Genomic DNA, 14895 nt, shown 5'->3' on the forward strand with positions numbered 1-14895 from the left:
CCTGTGAGGGATCAGTTCCGCAGGACGATGCAGCGCCCGCCAAGGCGCTTGAACTGGGTGCAGAAGCGCGCGGCCTCGGCCCGGCTGCCATAGCCCACCTGCGCGGTATAGACCGCGCGCGGCATCCCGTTCAGGCGCTTGCGGACATATCCGACCTGCGCGCCGTTCAGGATCGGGCGCAGCGTGCGGTTCAGCCGCGCGACCTGCTGCGCCGCGCCTGCCTGGCTGGGATGGCTGGCCACGATCACGCCCCAGGGCATGACCGGCGGCTGGGTCGAGAATTCGCGCAGGCTGCGGTTCCCGGCCATCTCCTCGCAGGCGGGGCGGAAGGCGGTATCCTCGGCCAGGGCCAGCTTCAGTTCATCCGCGCCGGGCGGGTTGTCGCGCCAGCGATGCGCGCTGAAGCCGGTGATGGCCTCGACGTAATCGACGGTCTCGTAGGGCAGGGTCGTCTGCTGCGCGCGGAACCGGGCGGCGCGGTTCTCGCCGCCGTTATAGGCGACGGCGGCCATGCCGATATTGCCGAAGCGGTCGGACAGCTGGGCCAGGTACCACGCCGCCTTGCGGATCGCCTGCGCGGGGTTGAACGGGTCGTCCAGCCAGTACAGGTCCGCCGTCCCCGGCATGAACTGCGCGATGCCAAGCGCACCGGCGGGGCTGACGGCGGACGGTTCGAACCGGCTTTCCTTCCACAGAAGGCGCGCAAGGAAGGCGGGGTCGAGGTCCTGCTCGGTCGCGCTGCGTTCGATCAGCTTGCAGACATCCGCGACATAGTGGTCCTTGCGGATGCAGTCGCGCCCGTCTGCAGAACAGCGGATATCGTCGGATTGCGGGGGCGGTCGGCGACCCGCCACCGCGTCGATCGCGGGATAGGACAGCGCGGGCTGGGCGGCCATCAGCGTGGCGAATGCCAGCGCGGCCACCCGGCGGATCGTCCGAATTGCGTTCATCTGATCGCGCCTTCCGTCCCCTTGCGCCCGGTCAGGCGTCCTTCTTCTTTTTCTTCTTGCGCGGCTTGTCGGCATCGCCACCCAGAACGGCTGCCGCAGCGGCCAGCGCCTCGGGCGCCTTCGCCTCGGCTGCGGCGGCCAGTTCACGGGCCTCGGCGGCCAGTTCCTCGGCGCTGTTCGACTTGCGCTCGGCCTTGCGGGCGGCCTTGTTCTCGGCCTTGCGGGCCGCCTTGGCTGCATCCTTCTCGGCCTGGTTGGCGGCCTTGCGGGCGGCGCGGCGTTCCTCGCGGGCGGCGTCCTTCTCGGCCTGCTTCTGCGCCTGACGCTCGGCCCGGCGGGCTTCGCGGGCGATGTTCTTCTCGGCTTCCTTCGCCGCTTCCTTCTCGGCCTTGCGGGCTGCCTGGCGTGCCTGCTTCTCGGCTTCGGTGGTCTGCATCGCGTCTGTTCCTGTATCGGCCTTGGTTGTGGTTTCCGGCGCATGCCCCGGCGAGCTTGCCGGCTTCGAGGCCGGGCGCGGGATCCGATGCGGTTCCGTCCGCTGGTCGGTCTTGCGCGGCTTGGCGGGCGTGCGACCATTGACGGGGCGCGCCTTGGAGGTCTTGGCGCTGCGGGGGGCGGGGGCCGCGACGGGCGCGGCTGCGGCTGCGCCGCGCTTGCGGCGCTCGGCCTCGGCGCGGCGACCGGCGGCACGCAGCAGGCTGGCGGGGCTGGCCCCGGTCTCCGCGACCTCGTCGGATGCGGTCAGGCGGGCCTTCTCGATCGCGGCGATCAGCTGGCGCAGTCGCGTGGCGCTCAGCTTGCCCAGCCGGGGCTGGCGGCTCTCCTCGGCCAGCGCAAGCTGGTCGGGCGTCAGCAGTTCGCGTTCCTGCTTGGCATAGTTCGGCATCGAAGCACCCTTACAGCGGACAGCGACGTTCTGGCAGCAGAATGGCGCGGTTTCCAGCGCTTTTGCAAACGGAAAGGGGGCCGGATCGCTCCGGCCCCCATGGGTGCGTCAGGTTCGTACGCGGACGATCAATAGCCCGGCACCGCGCTTTCGACGGGCGAGACGAAGCTGGCTTCGGTCGCGAAGGGGTCGGTGACCGTGGTGGTCTGCGCGGGCTGGCCGAAGCCCGAATAGGGGTCGTTCGGCAGGCTGGCGGCGGTCGTCGCGGCGGCGACCTGCGTGGGTGCAGGGGCTTGGGCCACAGGCTCGGCCCCGGCCGCGACCGCGGTCGAGACGGCGCCCGCAGCCGCCGGATCGGCGGCCTGCTGCAGTTCGGCTGCCGGCACGACATAGCCTTCCGGCGTCTCGACCAGGCGGCCTTCCATGCGCAGGCTGTCCGAGGGCGAGCGCACGATCACCTCGGTCCCGGTCGGCACGCTTTCGAACAGGTCGATGACGTCCTGGTTGAACAGGCGGATGCAGCCCGCCGAGGTCGCCTTGCCGATCGAGCTGGGGTCCATCGTGCCGTGGATGCGGTAATAGGTGTCGCGGCTGCCCTGATAGAGATAGAGCGCGCGCGACCCGAGCGGGTTGTTCGGGCCGCCCTGCAGGCCGCCGGCGAACTGGCCGTACAGCTCGGGCTGGGTGCGCAGCATGTTGTCGGTCGGGCGCCAGCTGGGCCATGCCGCCTTGCGGGCGATGGTCGCGCGACCCTCGAAGCCGGTGCCGGCACGGCCAACGGCCACGCCGTAACGCATCGCCTGACCGCCTTCCTGGACGTGGTACAGCACGCGCGCATAGGGATCGACGACGATCGTGCCTGCCGGTTCCGACCCGTTATAGGGGACCAGCTGGCGGCGGTTGCGTTCGGTCAGATATGCGGCGCGGACGGCCGGGATCTCGATCGTGCCGCCGTTCGGGCCGGCATCGGTGCGGGCGCGGTAGATGTCGGGGATCGTGGTCGGCTGTTGCACGGCGGGGGCGGTGGCCTGTTCGGTCGGCGCGCAGGCCGCCAGCCCAAGGGCAACCGCCGCGAAGAGGGGAGCGAGGCGCATCTTGTCACATTCCTTGTTCATCTTCGGACCGGCCTGAGGCGGCGCGAACCGAGGCAGCATTTCGTCTGTCGCACGCCGGTCCCGAAGGGTCCGTGCGCGATTCGTACCTGATTGCATGAGGCCTGTCGGCGCGCGGCGTCAAGGCTTAGCCGCGGATCGCCGAGATATCGCCCCGCCCCGCGCCGCTCATGTGGCATGGGCGCTTCAACGTCATCAACTTTCCGCGTCGATGGAACAACTTGGCGTGTGTTTCGGTTTCATGGCAATCGCGCGAATGTGCCGTCTTGCGGCATCTTCGTGCCGGAAATGCCCTGTTGCGTTGCACGTGATCGCGGGCGGGCCTAGCGTGGCCCCGCAGGGCGCAAGGGACGGGGACGGCTGGACGTGACACAGGGCAGGACGAACCGCCGCGAGGGGGCGCTAGCGCCCTTCGGCTATCCCGATTTCCGCAGGTTGTGGGCCGCGACGCTGGTGTCGAATTTCGGCGGGCTGGTGCAGGCGGTGGGTGCGGCCTGGCTGATGACGCAGCTGACCGACAGCGCGACGCTGATCGCGCTGGTGCAGGCGTCGAACACCCTGCCGATCATGCTGCTGGCCCTGGCCTCGGGCGCACTGGCCGACATCTTCGACCGCAAGACCCTGCTGATCGGGGCGCTGTGCTTCATGTCGGTGATGTCGCTTCTGCTGGCGGGCGCGGCCTTCGCGGGTTGGCTGACGCCCTGGATGCTCCTGGCCTTCACCTTCCTGCTGGGGGCGGGGCAGGCGGTCTACAACCCGCCTTGGCAGGCCAGCATGGGCGATCTGGTCGAACGGCGCGACCTGCCCGCGGCGGTCAGCCTGAACTCGGTCGGGTTCAACATGATGCGCAGCGTGGGCCCCGCCGCGGGCGGCCTGATCGTGGCGGCCTTCGGTGCGGCGGCGGCCTTCGCCGTCAACGCGCTCAGCTATCTGCCGCTGATGGGGGCCATGGCGCGCTGGCGTCCCCGGATCGCGCCCCGCACGACCACCCCCGAGCCCTTCCTGCCCGCGATCGGCGCGGGCCTGCGCTATGTCGCGCTGTCGCCGAACCTGATGCGGGTGATCCTGCGCGGCGCGCTGTTCGGCTTTGCCGCGATCGCCGTGCTGGCCCTGCTGCCGCTGGTCGCCAAGAGCCACCCCGAGGGGGGCTCGTTCCTGTTCGGGTTGCTGCTGGGTTGTTACGGCATCGGCGCGATCGCGGGGGCGCTGCTGAACCCGCGCATCCGCGCCCGCTTCGACAACGAGCAGGTCGTGCGGCTGGCCTTCACGGGGTTCGCCGTCGCGGCGCTGGCCCTGGGGCTGACCGATATCGTCTGGCTGCAGGCGCTGGCCCTGCTGCCTGCGGGCGCGTCCTGGGTGATGGCGCTGTCGCTGTTCAACGTGACGGTGCAGCTGTCGACGCCGCGTTGGGTCGTGGCGCGGGCGCTCGCGCTGTATCAGACAGCGACGTTCGGGGGGATGGCCGCGGGGTCCTGGGCCTGGGGCGGGGTCGCGGGGCAGCACGGGCTGGATCGCGCGCTGATCGCGGCGGGGCTGCTGCTGCTGTTCGGCGCGGCGATCGGCGCCTGGCTGCGCGCGCCGGAATTCGGCACGGCCGATCTGGACCCGGTGAACCGCTTTCGCGAACCGGCGCTGCGGCTGGACCTGAGGGGGCGGTCGGGCCCGATCATGGTCATGGTGGACTATCAGATCGACCAAGCCGATGTCCCCGAGTTCCTGCGCCTGATGCGCCAGCGCCGCGCGATCCGCCGCCGCGACGGGGCGCGCAACTGGGCGCTGCTGCGCGATCTGGAACATCCCGACCGCTGGAGCGAAAGCTATCACATCGCGACCTGGGACGAATATGTCCGCCACAACCTGCGCCGCACGAAATCCGACGCCGAGGTGACGACCGCCCTGCACGCGCTTCACCGAGGCGAGGGCGATCCCGCCGTCCACCGCATGATCGAGCGCCACAACGTCACCCCGCAGGACGACGTGCCGCTGGTCGGCAAGATCGAGGTGCCGTGACGGTCTAGTCCCAGGGCGCGACCTCGTCCCCGAGCGATCGCCCGAAAACGTTTTCACGGTGCCAGCGCAGGTTCTCGGGATGGGGGCAGTCCCTCGGGTCGTCCGGCGCAATCAGTCTGCCGCCCGGAGCGATCAGGCGTCCGACCACGTCGCCGGGCACCTTGTTGTGCGATATCAGGATGGTACTGTTGTCGTCGGCGACCGAGATCAGGCCCCGGTCGAACATCCAGTGAAGGGTCCCTGACAAGGCAAGCCCGTTCCGCACGGAATCGCTGCCCCGATGTTCCACGGGGCGGATATGGGCGGCCTGAACCTCGGGGCGGCCGCCGCCATTTCGCAGCCGCAGGCCCGACATCGCGCAGCGATAGCCATATGCCTCGCGCACCTTCCGGCGGAAGGCCGCGTCGCGATAGGGGCGGCGGGTCAGGCGCTCCAGCACGGGACGTTCGAACAGGGCCGCACCCTCGTCCAGCTGCCGGGTCGCGGGGTCATAGCGGGTGGCCTCGATCCGTTCCAGGTCCTGCGGCAGGCCAAGATTGACGATGCGGGCGAATTCGCGGTCGGGCAGGCGGCGCACGGCGGATTGCACGATACCGCCGCTGCGGGGTGTGCCGTCAGGATGGGTCAGCGCCGATTCCAGCGGCCTGCCATCCCGAAGGCGGGGGACATCGTCCACGAAGCGCAGGAAACTGTCCGGTGCGATCCGTGCCAGATACCTGCCGGGGGCGCGGGGGTTGGGAACCACCCCTTCGATGCGCGCCACGGCATGATAGCCGCGCGGCCCCGCCTTGACCGGTTCGTAATAGACGATCCAGTCGCCCACGGCCTCGGTCACGGCCTTCAGGTAACTGCGCGGGAAATCGTATTCGACATCGGGGATGTCGTCATAGATCGAGCAGGCTTTGTGCAGCAGAACCAGTTTCACCATGCGCCCAGGAAACCCCGGGCGCCGGAAAATGCAAGCGCGATCCCCCTAGATCTTGTCGCGCCAGCGGTTCACCAGGGGATAGCGGCGGTCCAGCCAGAAGGCGCGGGTCGAGATGCGGGGACCGGGCGCGGCCTGGTACCGTTTCCATTCGCTGATATACAGCAGCTTCTCGACGCGCCGGACGGTCTCCTCGTCGAAGCCCTGCGCGACGAGGTCCGCAAGGGCCAGATCCTTCTCGACCAGCCCCTCCAGGATCGCGTCCAGCACCTCGTAGGGGGGCAGGCTGTCCTCGTCCTTCTGGTCGGGGCGCAGCTCGGCCGAGGGGGGCTTCGAGATGATGCGCGGGGGGATCACCTCGCCCGGATTGCCCATCATCCAGTCGCGGTGATTGGCGTTGCGCCAGCGGCAGGTCTCGAAGACGCGGGTCTTGTAGAGATCCTTGATCGGGTTGTAGCCGCCCGCCATGTCGCCATAGATCGTGGCATAGCCGACCGCGACCTCGGACTTGTTGCCGGTGGTCAGCAGCATCTCGTTGAACTTGTTGGAAATCGCCATCAGCATCAGGCCGCGCAGGCGGGACTGGATGTTCTCTTCCGTGACGTCGGGCTCGGTCCCCTCCATCAGGTGGGCCAGCGCGCCGCCCACCGCGTCGCGCGCGCCGTCGATGCGCACCGTGTCCAGCCGCGCGCCGATCCGCGTCGCGCAGTCGGCGGCATCGTCCAGGCTGGTCTGCGAGGTGTATTCCGAGGGCAGCATCACGCAGCGCACGTTTTCCGGCCCGATGGCGTCGGCGGCGATGGTGGCGACCAGCGCGCTGTCGATCCCGCCCGACATGCCCAGCAGCACCTTCCTGAAGCCAGACTTGCGCAGATAGTCGCGCAGCCCCAGCATCATCGCGTGGTAATCCTGTTCCCATGCGTCGGGCTGGACCGCCATCGGGCCGGGCTCGGCCTGCCAGCCGTCGGGCCCGCGCGTGAAATCGACATGGGCGATCGCTTCCTCGAAGGCGGGCAGCTGGACGACCTTCCGCCCGCCGGGGTTCAGAACGAAGCTGGCCCCGTCATAGATCTGGTCGTCCTGACCGCCGACCATGTTCACATAGGCCAGCGGCAGGCCGGTCTCGACCACCCGGCCGACCATGTGGCCCATGCGCAGGTCCAGCTTCTCGCGGTGATAGGGGCTGCCGTTCGGCACGACCAGGATCTCGGCCCCGGTCTCGGCCAGGGTCTCGGCCACGTCGGGATACCAGCTGTCCTCGCAGATGGGGCTGCCGATGCGGGCGCCGCCCACGGCATAGGGGCCGCTGATCGGGCCGGACTGGAACAGGCGCAGCTCGTCGAACAGCTGCTGGAACGGCAGGTGGTGCTTCAGCACCCGCGCCACCAGCCTGCCGTCGCGGAACACCCAGTAGGCGTTATAGAGCTTGCCGTCCTCGGCCCAGGGGGCGCCGATGCCGATGGCCGGGCCGTCCGTCAGTTCCGCCCCGAGCGCCATCACGGCCTCGATCGCCTGCGCGGTGAAGGCGGGCTTCAGCACCAGGTCCTGCGTCTGGTATCCGGTGATGAACATCTCGGGCAGGGCCAGCATGTCGGCGCCCGCGTCGCGCGCGGTCCGCCATGCCTGCCGCGCCTTCTCGGCATTGCCGGGCAGGTCGCCCACGGTTGCGTTCAGCTGGCCGATGGTCAGGCGGAAACGTTCGGTCATGGTGTCGTCCTTCGTGCGGGCCCCTGCGGGTCACCCAACGACATAGGTGATCGGACCCCAAAGGAAAAGTCGGGCTTTGCCCCTGCAGGGCGATGGGTTAAACCCGAAGCCAAACGACTTGAGGGCAGAGGCATGAAGCGGGCAACTCGGGCGCAGACGGCCCTTGGCGCGATCGCGCTGGCGGGGATGGCATGGACCGCCCCCGTGGCGGCGCAGGTCATCACCAAGCAATACGACGATGGCGGCGTCTACGAGGGGACGTTCCGCAACGGCGTGCAGCACGGGCAGGGCAGCTACGAGCTGCCGAACGGCTATCGCTATGACGGCGACTGGGTCGAGGGCCAGATCATGGGCCAGGGCCGGGCCGAGTTTCCGAACGGGTCCGTCTATGAAGGCCAGTTCGCCGCGGGCAAGCCCGACGGGCAGGGCAAGATCACCTATGCCGATGGCGGCACCTACGAGGGCGACTGGGTCGCGGGCGAGATCACGGGCCAGGGCATCGCGAACTATGCCAACGGGTCGGTCTATGACGGGCAGTTCGCGCGCGGGCTGCACCAGGGCAAGGGCGTGCTGACGCAGCCCAACGGATACCGCTATGAAGGCGACTGGAATTCCGGCGTGAAGGAGGGGCAGGGCAAGATCACCTATCCCGACGGATCGACCTATGAGGGCGGCATGATGGCCGGGCAGCGCGCGGGGCGCGGCAAGCTGACGATGACCGACGGGCTGACCTATGACGGGGTCTGGGCGGCGGGTCAGATGTCGGGGCGCGGCGTGCTGGTCCAGCCTTCGGGCGACCGCTACGAGGGCGAATTGCGCGGCGGGCGCAGGCAGGGCGCGGGTGTCGCGACCTATGCCAATGGCGATGTCTATGACGGCCAGTTCAAGGACGACCGCCGCCACGGCGAGGGCGTCTTCACCGGCGCCGACGGCTATGTCTATGAAGGCCAGTGGGTCGAGGGCCGGATGGAGGGTCGCGGCACGATCACCTATCCCGACGGGTCGATCTATGCGGGGCAGATGCGCGCCGACCGCCCCGACGGGACGGGCAAGATCACCTATGCCGACGGTTCCACCTATGAAGGCCAGTGGTCCGAAGGCGTGATCCAGGGCGACGGCAAGGCCAGCTATGCCAACGGCATGGTCTACGAGGGGGGCTTCCGCAATGCCCGCAACGAGGGGCAGGGCCGCATGTCCTATCCCGACGGCTATGTCTATTCCGGCGCGTGGAAGGACGGGCAGCGTCACGGCGAAGGTCAGGCGACCTATCCCGACGGGACCGTCTATACCGGCGGCTTCGTCGATGGCCTGCGCGAGGGGCAGGGCCGCCTGACCACGCCCGACGGCTTCGTCTATGAAGGCGGCTGGAAGGGCGGAGAGATCGACGGCAGCGGTGTCGCGACCTATGCCAATGGCGATGTCTACGAGGGGACCTTCTCGGGGGGGAAACGCCAGGGACAGGGCGTCATGCGATATGCCACCGGCCAGGTCGCCGCCGGCACCTGGGAGGACAACCGCCTGATCGAGGCCGACGAGGGCGCGGCGGATGCCGAGGGCGCGGCCGATCCCGACCTTGCGGCACCCGACCTGCCCGACGACGCCGCGCCATGATCGTATTCCGCAAGGCGCGGGCCGGGGATCTGCCCCGCCTGGTCGAGATGCTGGGCGACGATGTCCTGGGCGCGACCCGCGAGGGTGCCGACATGGCCGCCTACCAAGCGGCCTTCGACCGCATCGACGCCGATCCGAACCAGCTTCTGGTCGTGGCCGAAACGGATGGCCGCGTCGTCGGCCAGTTGCAGCTGAGCTTCATCCCTGGCCTGTCGCTGCAGGGCACGACGCGCGGCCAGATCGAGGCCGTGCGCGTCGCCTCGGAGATGCGCGGGGCGGGCATCGGCGGGCAGATGATCGAATGGGCCATCGCGTGCTGCCGTGAACGCGGCTGCGGGCTGGTGCAGCTGACGACCAACCGCCAGCGCGCCGACAGCCAGCGCTTCTACGAGGGGCTGGGGTTCCAGCCCTCTCATGTGGGTTACAAGCTGTCCCTCGACTGATCGTCGCTGCCGAACAGACCCGCAAGGCCGCGACTGACGAGGTTGCCGACCTTGGGACGCGGCTGCGCGATGAAGGGCAGCGGGCGGCAGACCTCCATCGCGGCGATGCCGACGCGGGCCGTCAGGGCGCCGTTCACCAGCCCCTCGCCGAAGCGGCGCGACAGCTTGGCAAGGACGCCCCCGCCCGCGACGGTCTGGATCAGGTCGTCGCCCGCCGCGACCGCGCCGGTCGCGATCAGGTGGGTCATCACCGTCCGCGCCAGCCGCCAGCCGCCGATCGTTCCCGCGCGCCCGCCATAGATCTCGGCCATGCGGCGGATCATGCGCAGGTTCGCGGCCAGCGCGGCCGCGACATCGGCCAGCGCCAGCGGGACCAGCGCGGTGGTGGCCGCGACGGTGCGGGCGGCGGCCTCGATTTCCCGGCGGGCCAACTGGTCGAGGCCCGCCAGAAGCTCGGCCTCGGCATGGGTCAGGACGGTTTCGGCATCGAACCCCTCGTCGTGGCGTTCGGCCAGACGCTCGCGCTGCCACTGCATCTCGGGGCGGTCGGCATAGAGCGACAGCAGGCCGCGCGTCACGACCTTCGCGCCCGCCAGATCCTCGTCCGCAAGCGCGGCGCCCGCCTGCCGCTGCAATCCGTCGATCCTGGCCAGCCGCCGGAAGGCCCGCCATTCGCGGAACGCAAGGCCAAGCGCGGCCAGGGTGAAGGTCGCGAACAGCGCCACGGCGATCCAGCCAAGCAGCGGGTATCGCGTCAGCAGCCCGTCGATGAATTCCAGCGCGGCCACGCCCAGCAGGAAGGTCAGAAGCGCCGCGCCCGCATTGACGAACAGGCGCGTCAGGCGGGACGGGGGGCGCCCGACCAGCCGGGTCACCATCTCCATCGTGCGGGGGCGGGGAAGGGGGCTGTCATCGGCATCGATGCGCGGCGCGTCGGCGGGGTTCGCGGGGCCGTCCTCAAGCTCGATCAGGACGGGGCCGCGCGGGCGCTTGGGCGTGTCGGTCGTCACAGGCGGTCTCCGATCAGGAATTCGGCGGCGCGGTCCAGCCGGACATGGGGCGGCCCGTCGCCCGGACGCGCGGTGCCCGGCGCGGGGGCGAAGTTCATGATGGCATAGTCGTCGTCCAGCCATGCCGTCGCGCCCTGACGCGCGGGATGGAGCAACTGCCCCGGATCGGCGGGCAGATCGCCCGCGTGGAAAGCCGCCTGCCGCCCGTCCAGCAGCCGCCCGCGCACGGCGGGCAGATCCTCGCCCTGATGGGCGATCATCTCCTCGGTGGTGGCGCGAAGGGCGGCGATGGCCATGGCCTCGGTCCGGGCGCCCTGGAAATCGGCGCGGTCGCGGGCCTCGCGCAGCATGGCGGTCAGGATCGCGGTCAGGCGCGGATGCTGGACGTGGTGCAGGTGATCGGCCTTGGTCGCGGCGAACAGGATGCGTTCGACGCGCCGCGTGCCCAGGATCTGCGCCAGCCAGCCCGCGCGGCCGGGGCGGAAGGCGGTCAGGATGTCGGCCATCGCGCGGCGCGTGTCCTCGACCGCCTGCGGGCCCTGGTGGATCGCGCCCAGCACGTCAACCAGCACCACCTGCCGGTCGATCCGCGAGAAGTGGTCCCGGAAGAAGGGCCGCACCACGCGCGACTTGTAGGATTCGAAGCGGCGGCGGAATTCGCGGCCCAGCTTGCCGTCCAACAGATGCGGGGGCAGCGGCGCGAAGGTCAGCGCGGGCGAGCCTTCAAGCTCGCCCGGGATCAGGAAGCGCCCGGGCGTGCAATCGGCCCAGCCCGCCTCGCGCGCGGCGATCAGATGCGCGGTATAGAGATCGGCCAGCCCCTGCGCGCGCGGTTCGGCAAAGGGTGCGCCCGAATCCTCGGCCCCGATGGCGGCCAGGAAGGCCTGCGCGCCGGGGCGGTTTGGCAGGCGCTCCAGCACCTCGGTGGACCATTGCGCGAAATCGCGTTCCATCAGGCGCAGGTCCAGCAGCCATTCCCCGGGATAGTCCACGATGTCCAGATGCAGGTTGCGCGGCCCGCGCAGCCCCGACAGCAGCCCCGAGGGTTCCAGCCGCAGCGACAGGCGCAGCTGGCTGACATGGCGCGTCCCTTCGGGCCAGCGCGGCTGGGGTCCGGTCAGCGCGGCCAGGTGGCGTTCATAGTCGAAGCGCGGGATCGTGTCGTCCGGCTGGGGTTGCAGCCAGACGGCCTTCAGCCGCCCGTCCGCCGCCGCCCGCAGCGCATGCATCCGCCCGCGTTCCAGAAGGTTCGCGACCAGCGAGGTGATGAATACCGTCTTGCCCGCGCGCGACAATCCCGTCACGCCCAGCCGCAGGACCGGATCGCCCAGACCCAAGCCCTCGATCACGTCGCTGCCGATGCCCATGCCTGCCCTTTTCGTTCTGCCTTTTCCAGATAATAGGTACGCGCCGCCGGTATTGATAGGGCGGGGGTGATTGCAAGCCGCGCGGCAGGGGCGCTATCACGCGGTGATGACCGCACGACTGCCCATCGACGACGCCCTTCCCGCGCTTCTGGACGCGATGACCACGCATGGCCGGGCCGTGCTGACCGCGCCGCCCGGGGCGGGCAAGACCACGCGCGTGCCGCTGGCGCTGATGGACCGCGTGCGGGGCCGCATCCTGATGCTGGAACCGCGCCGCCTTGCCGCCCGCGCCGCAGCCGAGCGCATGGCCGAGACCCTGGGCGAACCCGTCGGGCGCAGCGTCGGTTACCGCATCCGCGGCGAATCCGTCCCCGGCACCCGGATCGAGGTCGTGACCGAGGGCATCCTGACCCGCATGATCCAGTCCGATCCCGAATTGCAGGGCATCGGCTGCGTCATCTTCGACGAATTCCACGAACGCAGCCTGAACGCGGACCTGGGCCTTGCCCTCGTGTGGGAGTCTCGCGGCGCGCTGCGCGACGATCTGGCCGTGCTGGTGATGTCGGCCACGCTGGATGCCGGACCCGTGGCGGCGCTGCTGGACGATGCGCCCATCGTCGCCTCGGACGGGCGCAGCTTCCCGGTCGAGACGCGCTGGCTGGACCGCCCGCTGCCCGCCTCGGCGCGGCCACTGGACCAGATGGCCGCCCTGATCGCCCGCGCCGCGTCCGAGACGGACGAGACCGGCGGCACCATTCTGGCGTTCCTTCCCGGAGAGGGAGAGATCAGGCGCGTCGCGGCCCAGCTGGACGGGCAGGGGCTGGAGATCGCGCCCCTGTTCGGCGCGCTGGACCACAAGGCGCAGCGCGCGGCGCTGGCCCCGCCGGGGGACCGGCGCAAGCTGGTTCTGGCGACCTCGATCGCGGAAACCTCGCTGACGATACCGGGGGTGCGGGTCGTGGTGGACATGGGCCGCGCAAGGCGGGCGCGCTTCGATCCGGGCAGCGGCATGTCGCGGCTGGTCACCGAACGCGCCAGCCGCGCCGAGGCCGAGCAGCGCCGCGGTCGCGCGGGCCGCGTGGCGCCCGGCATCTGCTATCGCATGTGGGCACGGACCGAGGAGGGGGGCTTCCCTGCCTTCGCCCCGCCCGAGATCGAGGTCGCGGACCTGACCGGCCTTGCGCTGGAACTGGCCGCATGGGGCGCCGCGCCCGGCGACCTGGCGTTCCTGACCGCGCCGCCCGAAGGCGCCCTGTCCGAGGCGCAATCCCTGCTGGCGGGGCTGGGGGCGCTGGACCCGGGCGGCCGCATCACGCCCCACGGCAAGTCGCTGGCCCGCCTGCCGCTGCATCCCCGGCTGGCGCATATGCTGCTGATGGCGGGCCCGCAGGCCGCCGATCTGGCCGCGCTGCTGTCCGACCGCGACCCGCTGCGCGGCGCCCCCGCCGACCTGGCGCTGCGCATGGCGGCCCTGCGCGATCCCTCGGGGCGTCACCCGTTCGAGGTGAACCGCCAGTCCGTCGCGCGGATCAGGCAGGAATCCACGCGCCTGCGCCGGATGGCGGGCAAGGGCGGGGATGCGTTGTCGATGGGGGCCATCGCATCGCTGGCCTATCCCGACCGGATCGGGCAGCGGCGCAAGGGCGATCAGCCGCGCTATGTCCTGTCGGACGGCAAGGGCGCGGCGCTTCCCCCCGAGGATCAGGCCGGGCGCGTGCCCTTTCTCGTGGCGCTGGACCTCGACGGCGATCAGCGCGAGGCCCGCATCCGGCTGGCCGCCCCCCTGACCGAACCCGAGATCCGCGACCTGCATGGCGACCGGATCGTCGCCGTCGATGTCTGCGAATGGTCCCGCCGCGAGGCGCGCGTGATGGCCCGCAGCCAGGAACGGCTGGGCGCGCTGGTCCTGTCGGATCGCGCGTGGGCCGACGCCCCGGACGACCAGATCGCGCTGGCCGCGCTGGAAGGGGTGCGCCAGGACGGCATCCCCTGGTCGCGCGGCGCGGCCCGCCTGCGCGCCCGCATCGCGCTGGTGCCCGAACTGGGGCCGGTGGACGACGCGGCCCTGCTGGCCGATCCCGAATGGCTGCTGCCCTGGCTGACGCGCATCCGCAATCGCGGCGATATCCGCGCGCTGGACCTGACCGAGGCGCTGAAGGCCCGCGTCGGCTGGGACGGCCAGCAGGCGCTGGACCGCGCCGCGCCCGCGCATTTCACGACCCCCCTGGGTCGCCGCGTGCCCATCGATTACGACGCCGAGGATCCCTCGATCGAGGTGAAGCTGCAGGAGATGTTCGGCGTCACGCGCCATCCGGTCGTCGGGGGCAGGCCCTTGCGGATCGCGTTGCTGTCGCCCGCCGGGCGTCCAGTGCAGGTGACGATGGATCTGCCGGGCTTCTGGGCCAGCAGCTATGGCGATGTCAGGAAGGACATGCGCGGCAGGTATCCCCGCCACCCCTGGCCCGAGGACCCGACCGAGGCCGACCCCACGACCCGCGCCAAGCCCCGCGGGACCTAGTCCACGCCTCGGATCAGCTTGCGGTCCAGCACGCGCAGGACCTGGGCCAGATCGTGGCCGCGCTTCAGGATCTGTCCGTCCATGCCGATCACGGCATAGGCCCCCTGGGCGTTCCGCAGGCGTGGACGCTTTTCGATCCGGTAGAGCGGGTGTTCCGTCGCGCGGCGAAAGACGCTGAACACCGCGACATCCCTGAGGAAGGACATCGCATAGTCGCGCCATTCGCCCGCAGCGACGAAGCGGCCATAGGTGGACAGGATCAGGCCCAGCTCGCGGCGGTCGAAGGTGACGCGATCGGGATCTGCATGAAACGGCGGCGTGGCGTTCATCATGTCGGAATGGTGACAGCGCCGCCG

Annotated in this window: 11 protein-coding genes and 1 pseudogene; 4 read left to right on the top strand and 8 right to left on the bottom strand. The window is 70.4% G+C overall.

Annotated features, from left to right (window positions below):
* Positions 1 to 11 precede the first annotated feature (11 nt).
* The 3 genes and pseudogenes from QMZ16_RS02290 to QMZ16_RS02300 all read right to left on the bottom strand — a co-directional run.
* Positions 12 to 950, bottom strand: a complete 939-nt coding sequence (locus QMZ16_RS02290) for a lytic transglycosylase domain-containing protein (protein WP_022705890.1) — start codon at positions 948 to 950, stop codon at positions 12 to 14.
* 31 nt (positions 951 to 981) lie between these two features.
* Complete coding sequence (locus tag QMZ16_RS02295) at positions 982 to 1836, bottom strand: hypothetical protein (RefSeq protein ID WP_282601959.1); 855 nt, start codon at positions 1834 to 1836, stop codon at positions 982 to 984.
* Between the two features lie 413 nt (positions 1837 to 2249).
* Positions 2250 to 2930: pseudogene (locus QMZ16_RS02300) on the bottom strand (L,D-transpeptidase); the annotation flags it as partial.
* 384 nt (positions 2931 to 3314) lie between these two features.
* Here QMZ16_RS02300 and QMZ16_RS02305 point away from each other — a divergent pair.
* Complete coding sequence (locus QMZ16_RS02305) at positions 3315 to 4958, top strand: MFS transporter (protein WP_282601960.1); 1644 nt, start codon at positions 3315 to 3317, stop codon at positions 4956 to 4958.
* A 4-nt stretch (positions 4959 to 4962) separates the two neighbouring features.
* Here QMZ16_RS02305 and QMZ16_RS02310 read toward each other — a convergent pair whose 3' ends face one another.
* Together QMZ16_RS02310 and QMZ16_RS02315 are read right to left on the bottom strand one after the other, a co-directional pair.
* Positions 4963 to 5886: an HNH endonuclease gene (locus QMZ16_RS02310; protein ID WP_282601961.1), complete on the bottom strand. Its 924-nt coding sequence runs from the start codon at positions 5884 to 5886 to the stop codon at positions 4963 to 4965.
* Between the two features lie 45 nt (positions 5887 to 5931).
* A complete protein-coding gene (locus QMZ16_RS02315) occupies positions 5932 to 7590 on the bottom strand; it encodes an NAD+ synthase (RefSeq protein ID WP_282601962.1) in 1659 nt (552 codons plus the stop codon).
* Positions 7591 to 7776: 186 nt separating this feature from the next.
* Between QMZ16_RS02315 and QMZ16_RS02320 the strand changes: the two genes are divergently transcribed.
* The gene (locus tag QMZ16_RS02320) at positions 7777 to 9201 is read left to right on the top strand and encodes a 2-isopropylmalate synthase (RefSeq protein WP_282602048.1); all 1425 of its coding nucleotides are present in this window, start codon (positions 7777 to 7779) and stop codon (positions 9199 to 9201) included.
* Entirely contained in the window at positions 9198 to 9644 is a 447-nt protein-coding gene (locus QMZ16_RS02325) for a GNAT family N-acetyltransferase (RefSeq protein ID WP_282601963.1), read from the top strand. The genes QMZ16_RS02320 and QMZ16_RS02325 overlap by 4 nt, the downstream gene beginning before the upstream one ends.
* Here the strand turns inward: QMZ16_RS02325 and QMZ16_RS02330 are convergent.
* Both QMZ16_RS02330 and QMZ16_RS02335 read right to left on the bottom strand, forming a co-directional pair.
* Entirely contained in the window at positions 9623 to 10654 is a 1032-nt protein-coding gene (locus tag QMZ16_RS02330) for a TIGR01620 family protein (RefSeq protein WP_022705883.1), read from the bottom strand. The genes QMZ16_RS02325 and QMZ16_RS02330 overlap by 22 nt on opposite strands.
* On the bottom strand, positions 10651 to 12021 hold the full coding sequence (locus QMZ16_RS02335) for a YcjX family protein (protein WP_282601964.1): 1371 nt from the start codon (positions 12019 to 12021) through the stop codon (positions 10651 to 10653). Before QMZ16_RS02335 ends, QMZ16_RS02330 begins: the two co-directional genes overlap by 4 nt.
* Positions 12022 to 12127: 106 nt before the next feature.
* Here QMZ16_RS02335 and hrpB point away from each other — a divergent pair, with 106 nt between their 5' ends.
* On the top strand, positions 12128 to 14539 hold the full coding sequence (gene hrpB / locus QMZ16_RS02340) for an ATP-dependent helicase HrpB (RefSeq protein ID WP_282601965.1): 2412 nt from the start codon (positions 12128 to 12130) through the stop codon (positions 14537 to 14539).
* Here hrpB and QMZ16_RS02345 read toward each other — a convergent pair.
* Complete coding sequence (locus QMZ16_RS02345; RefSeq protein ID WP_022705880.1) at positions 14536 to 14871, bottom strand: DUF2794 domain-containing protein; 336 nt, start codon at positions 14869 to 14871, stop codon at positions 14536 to 14538. The two genes, hrpB and QMZ16_RS02345, sit on opposite strands and share 4 nt — an antisense overlap.
* Between the last annotated feature and the right edge of the window lie 24 nt (positions 14872 to 14895).

This window comes from Paracoccus sp. PARArs4, assembly GCF_947311865.1.
Lineage (GTDB): Bacteria > Pseudomonadota > Alphaproteobacteria > Rhodobacterales > Rhodobacteraceae > Paracoccus > Paracoccus zeaxanthinifaciens.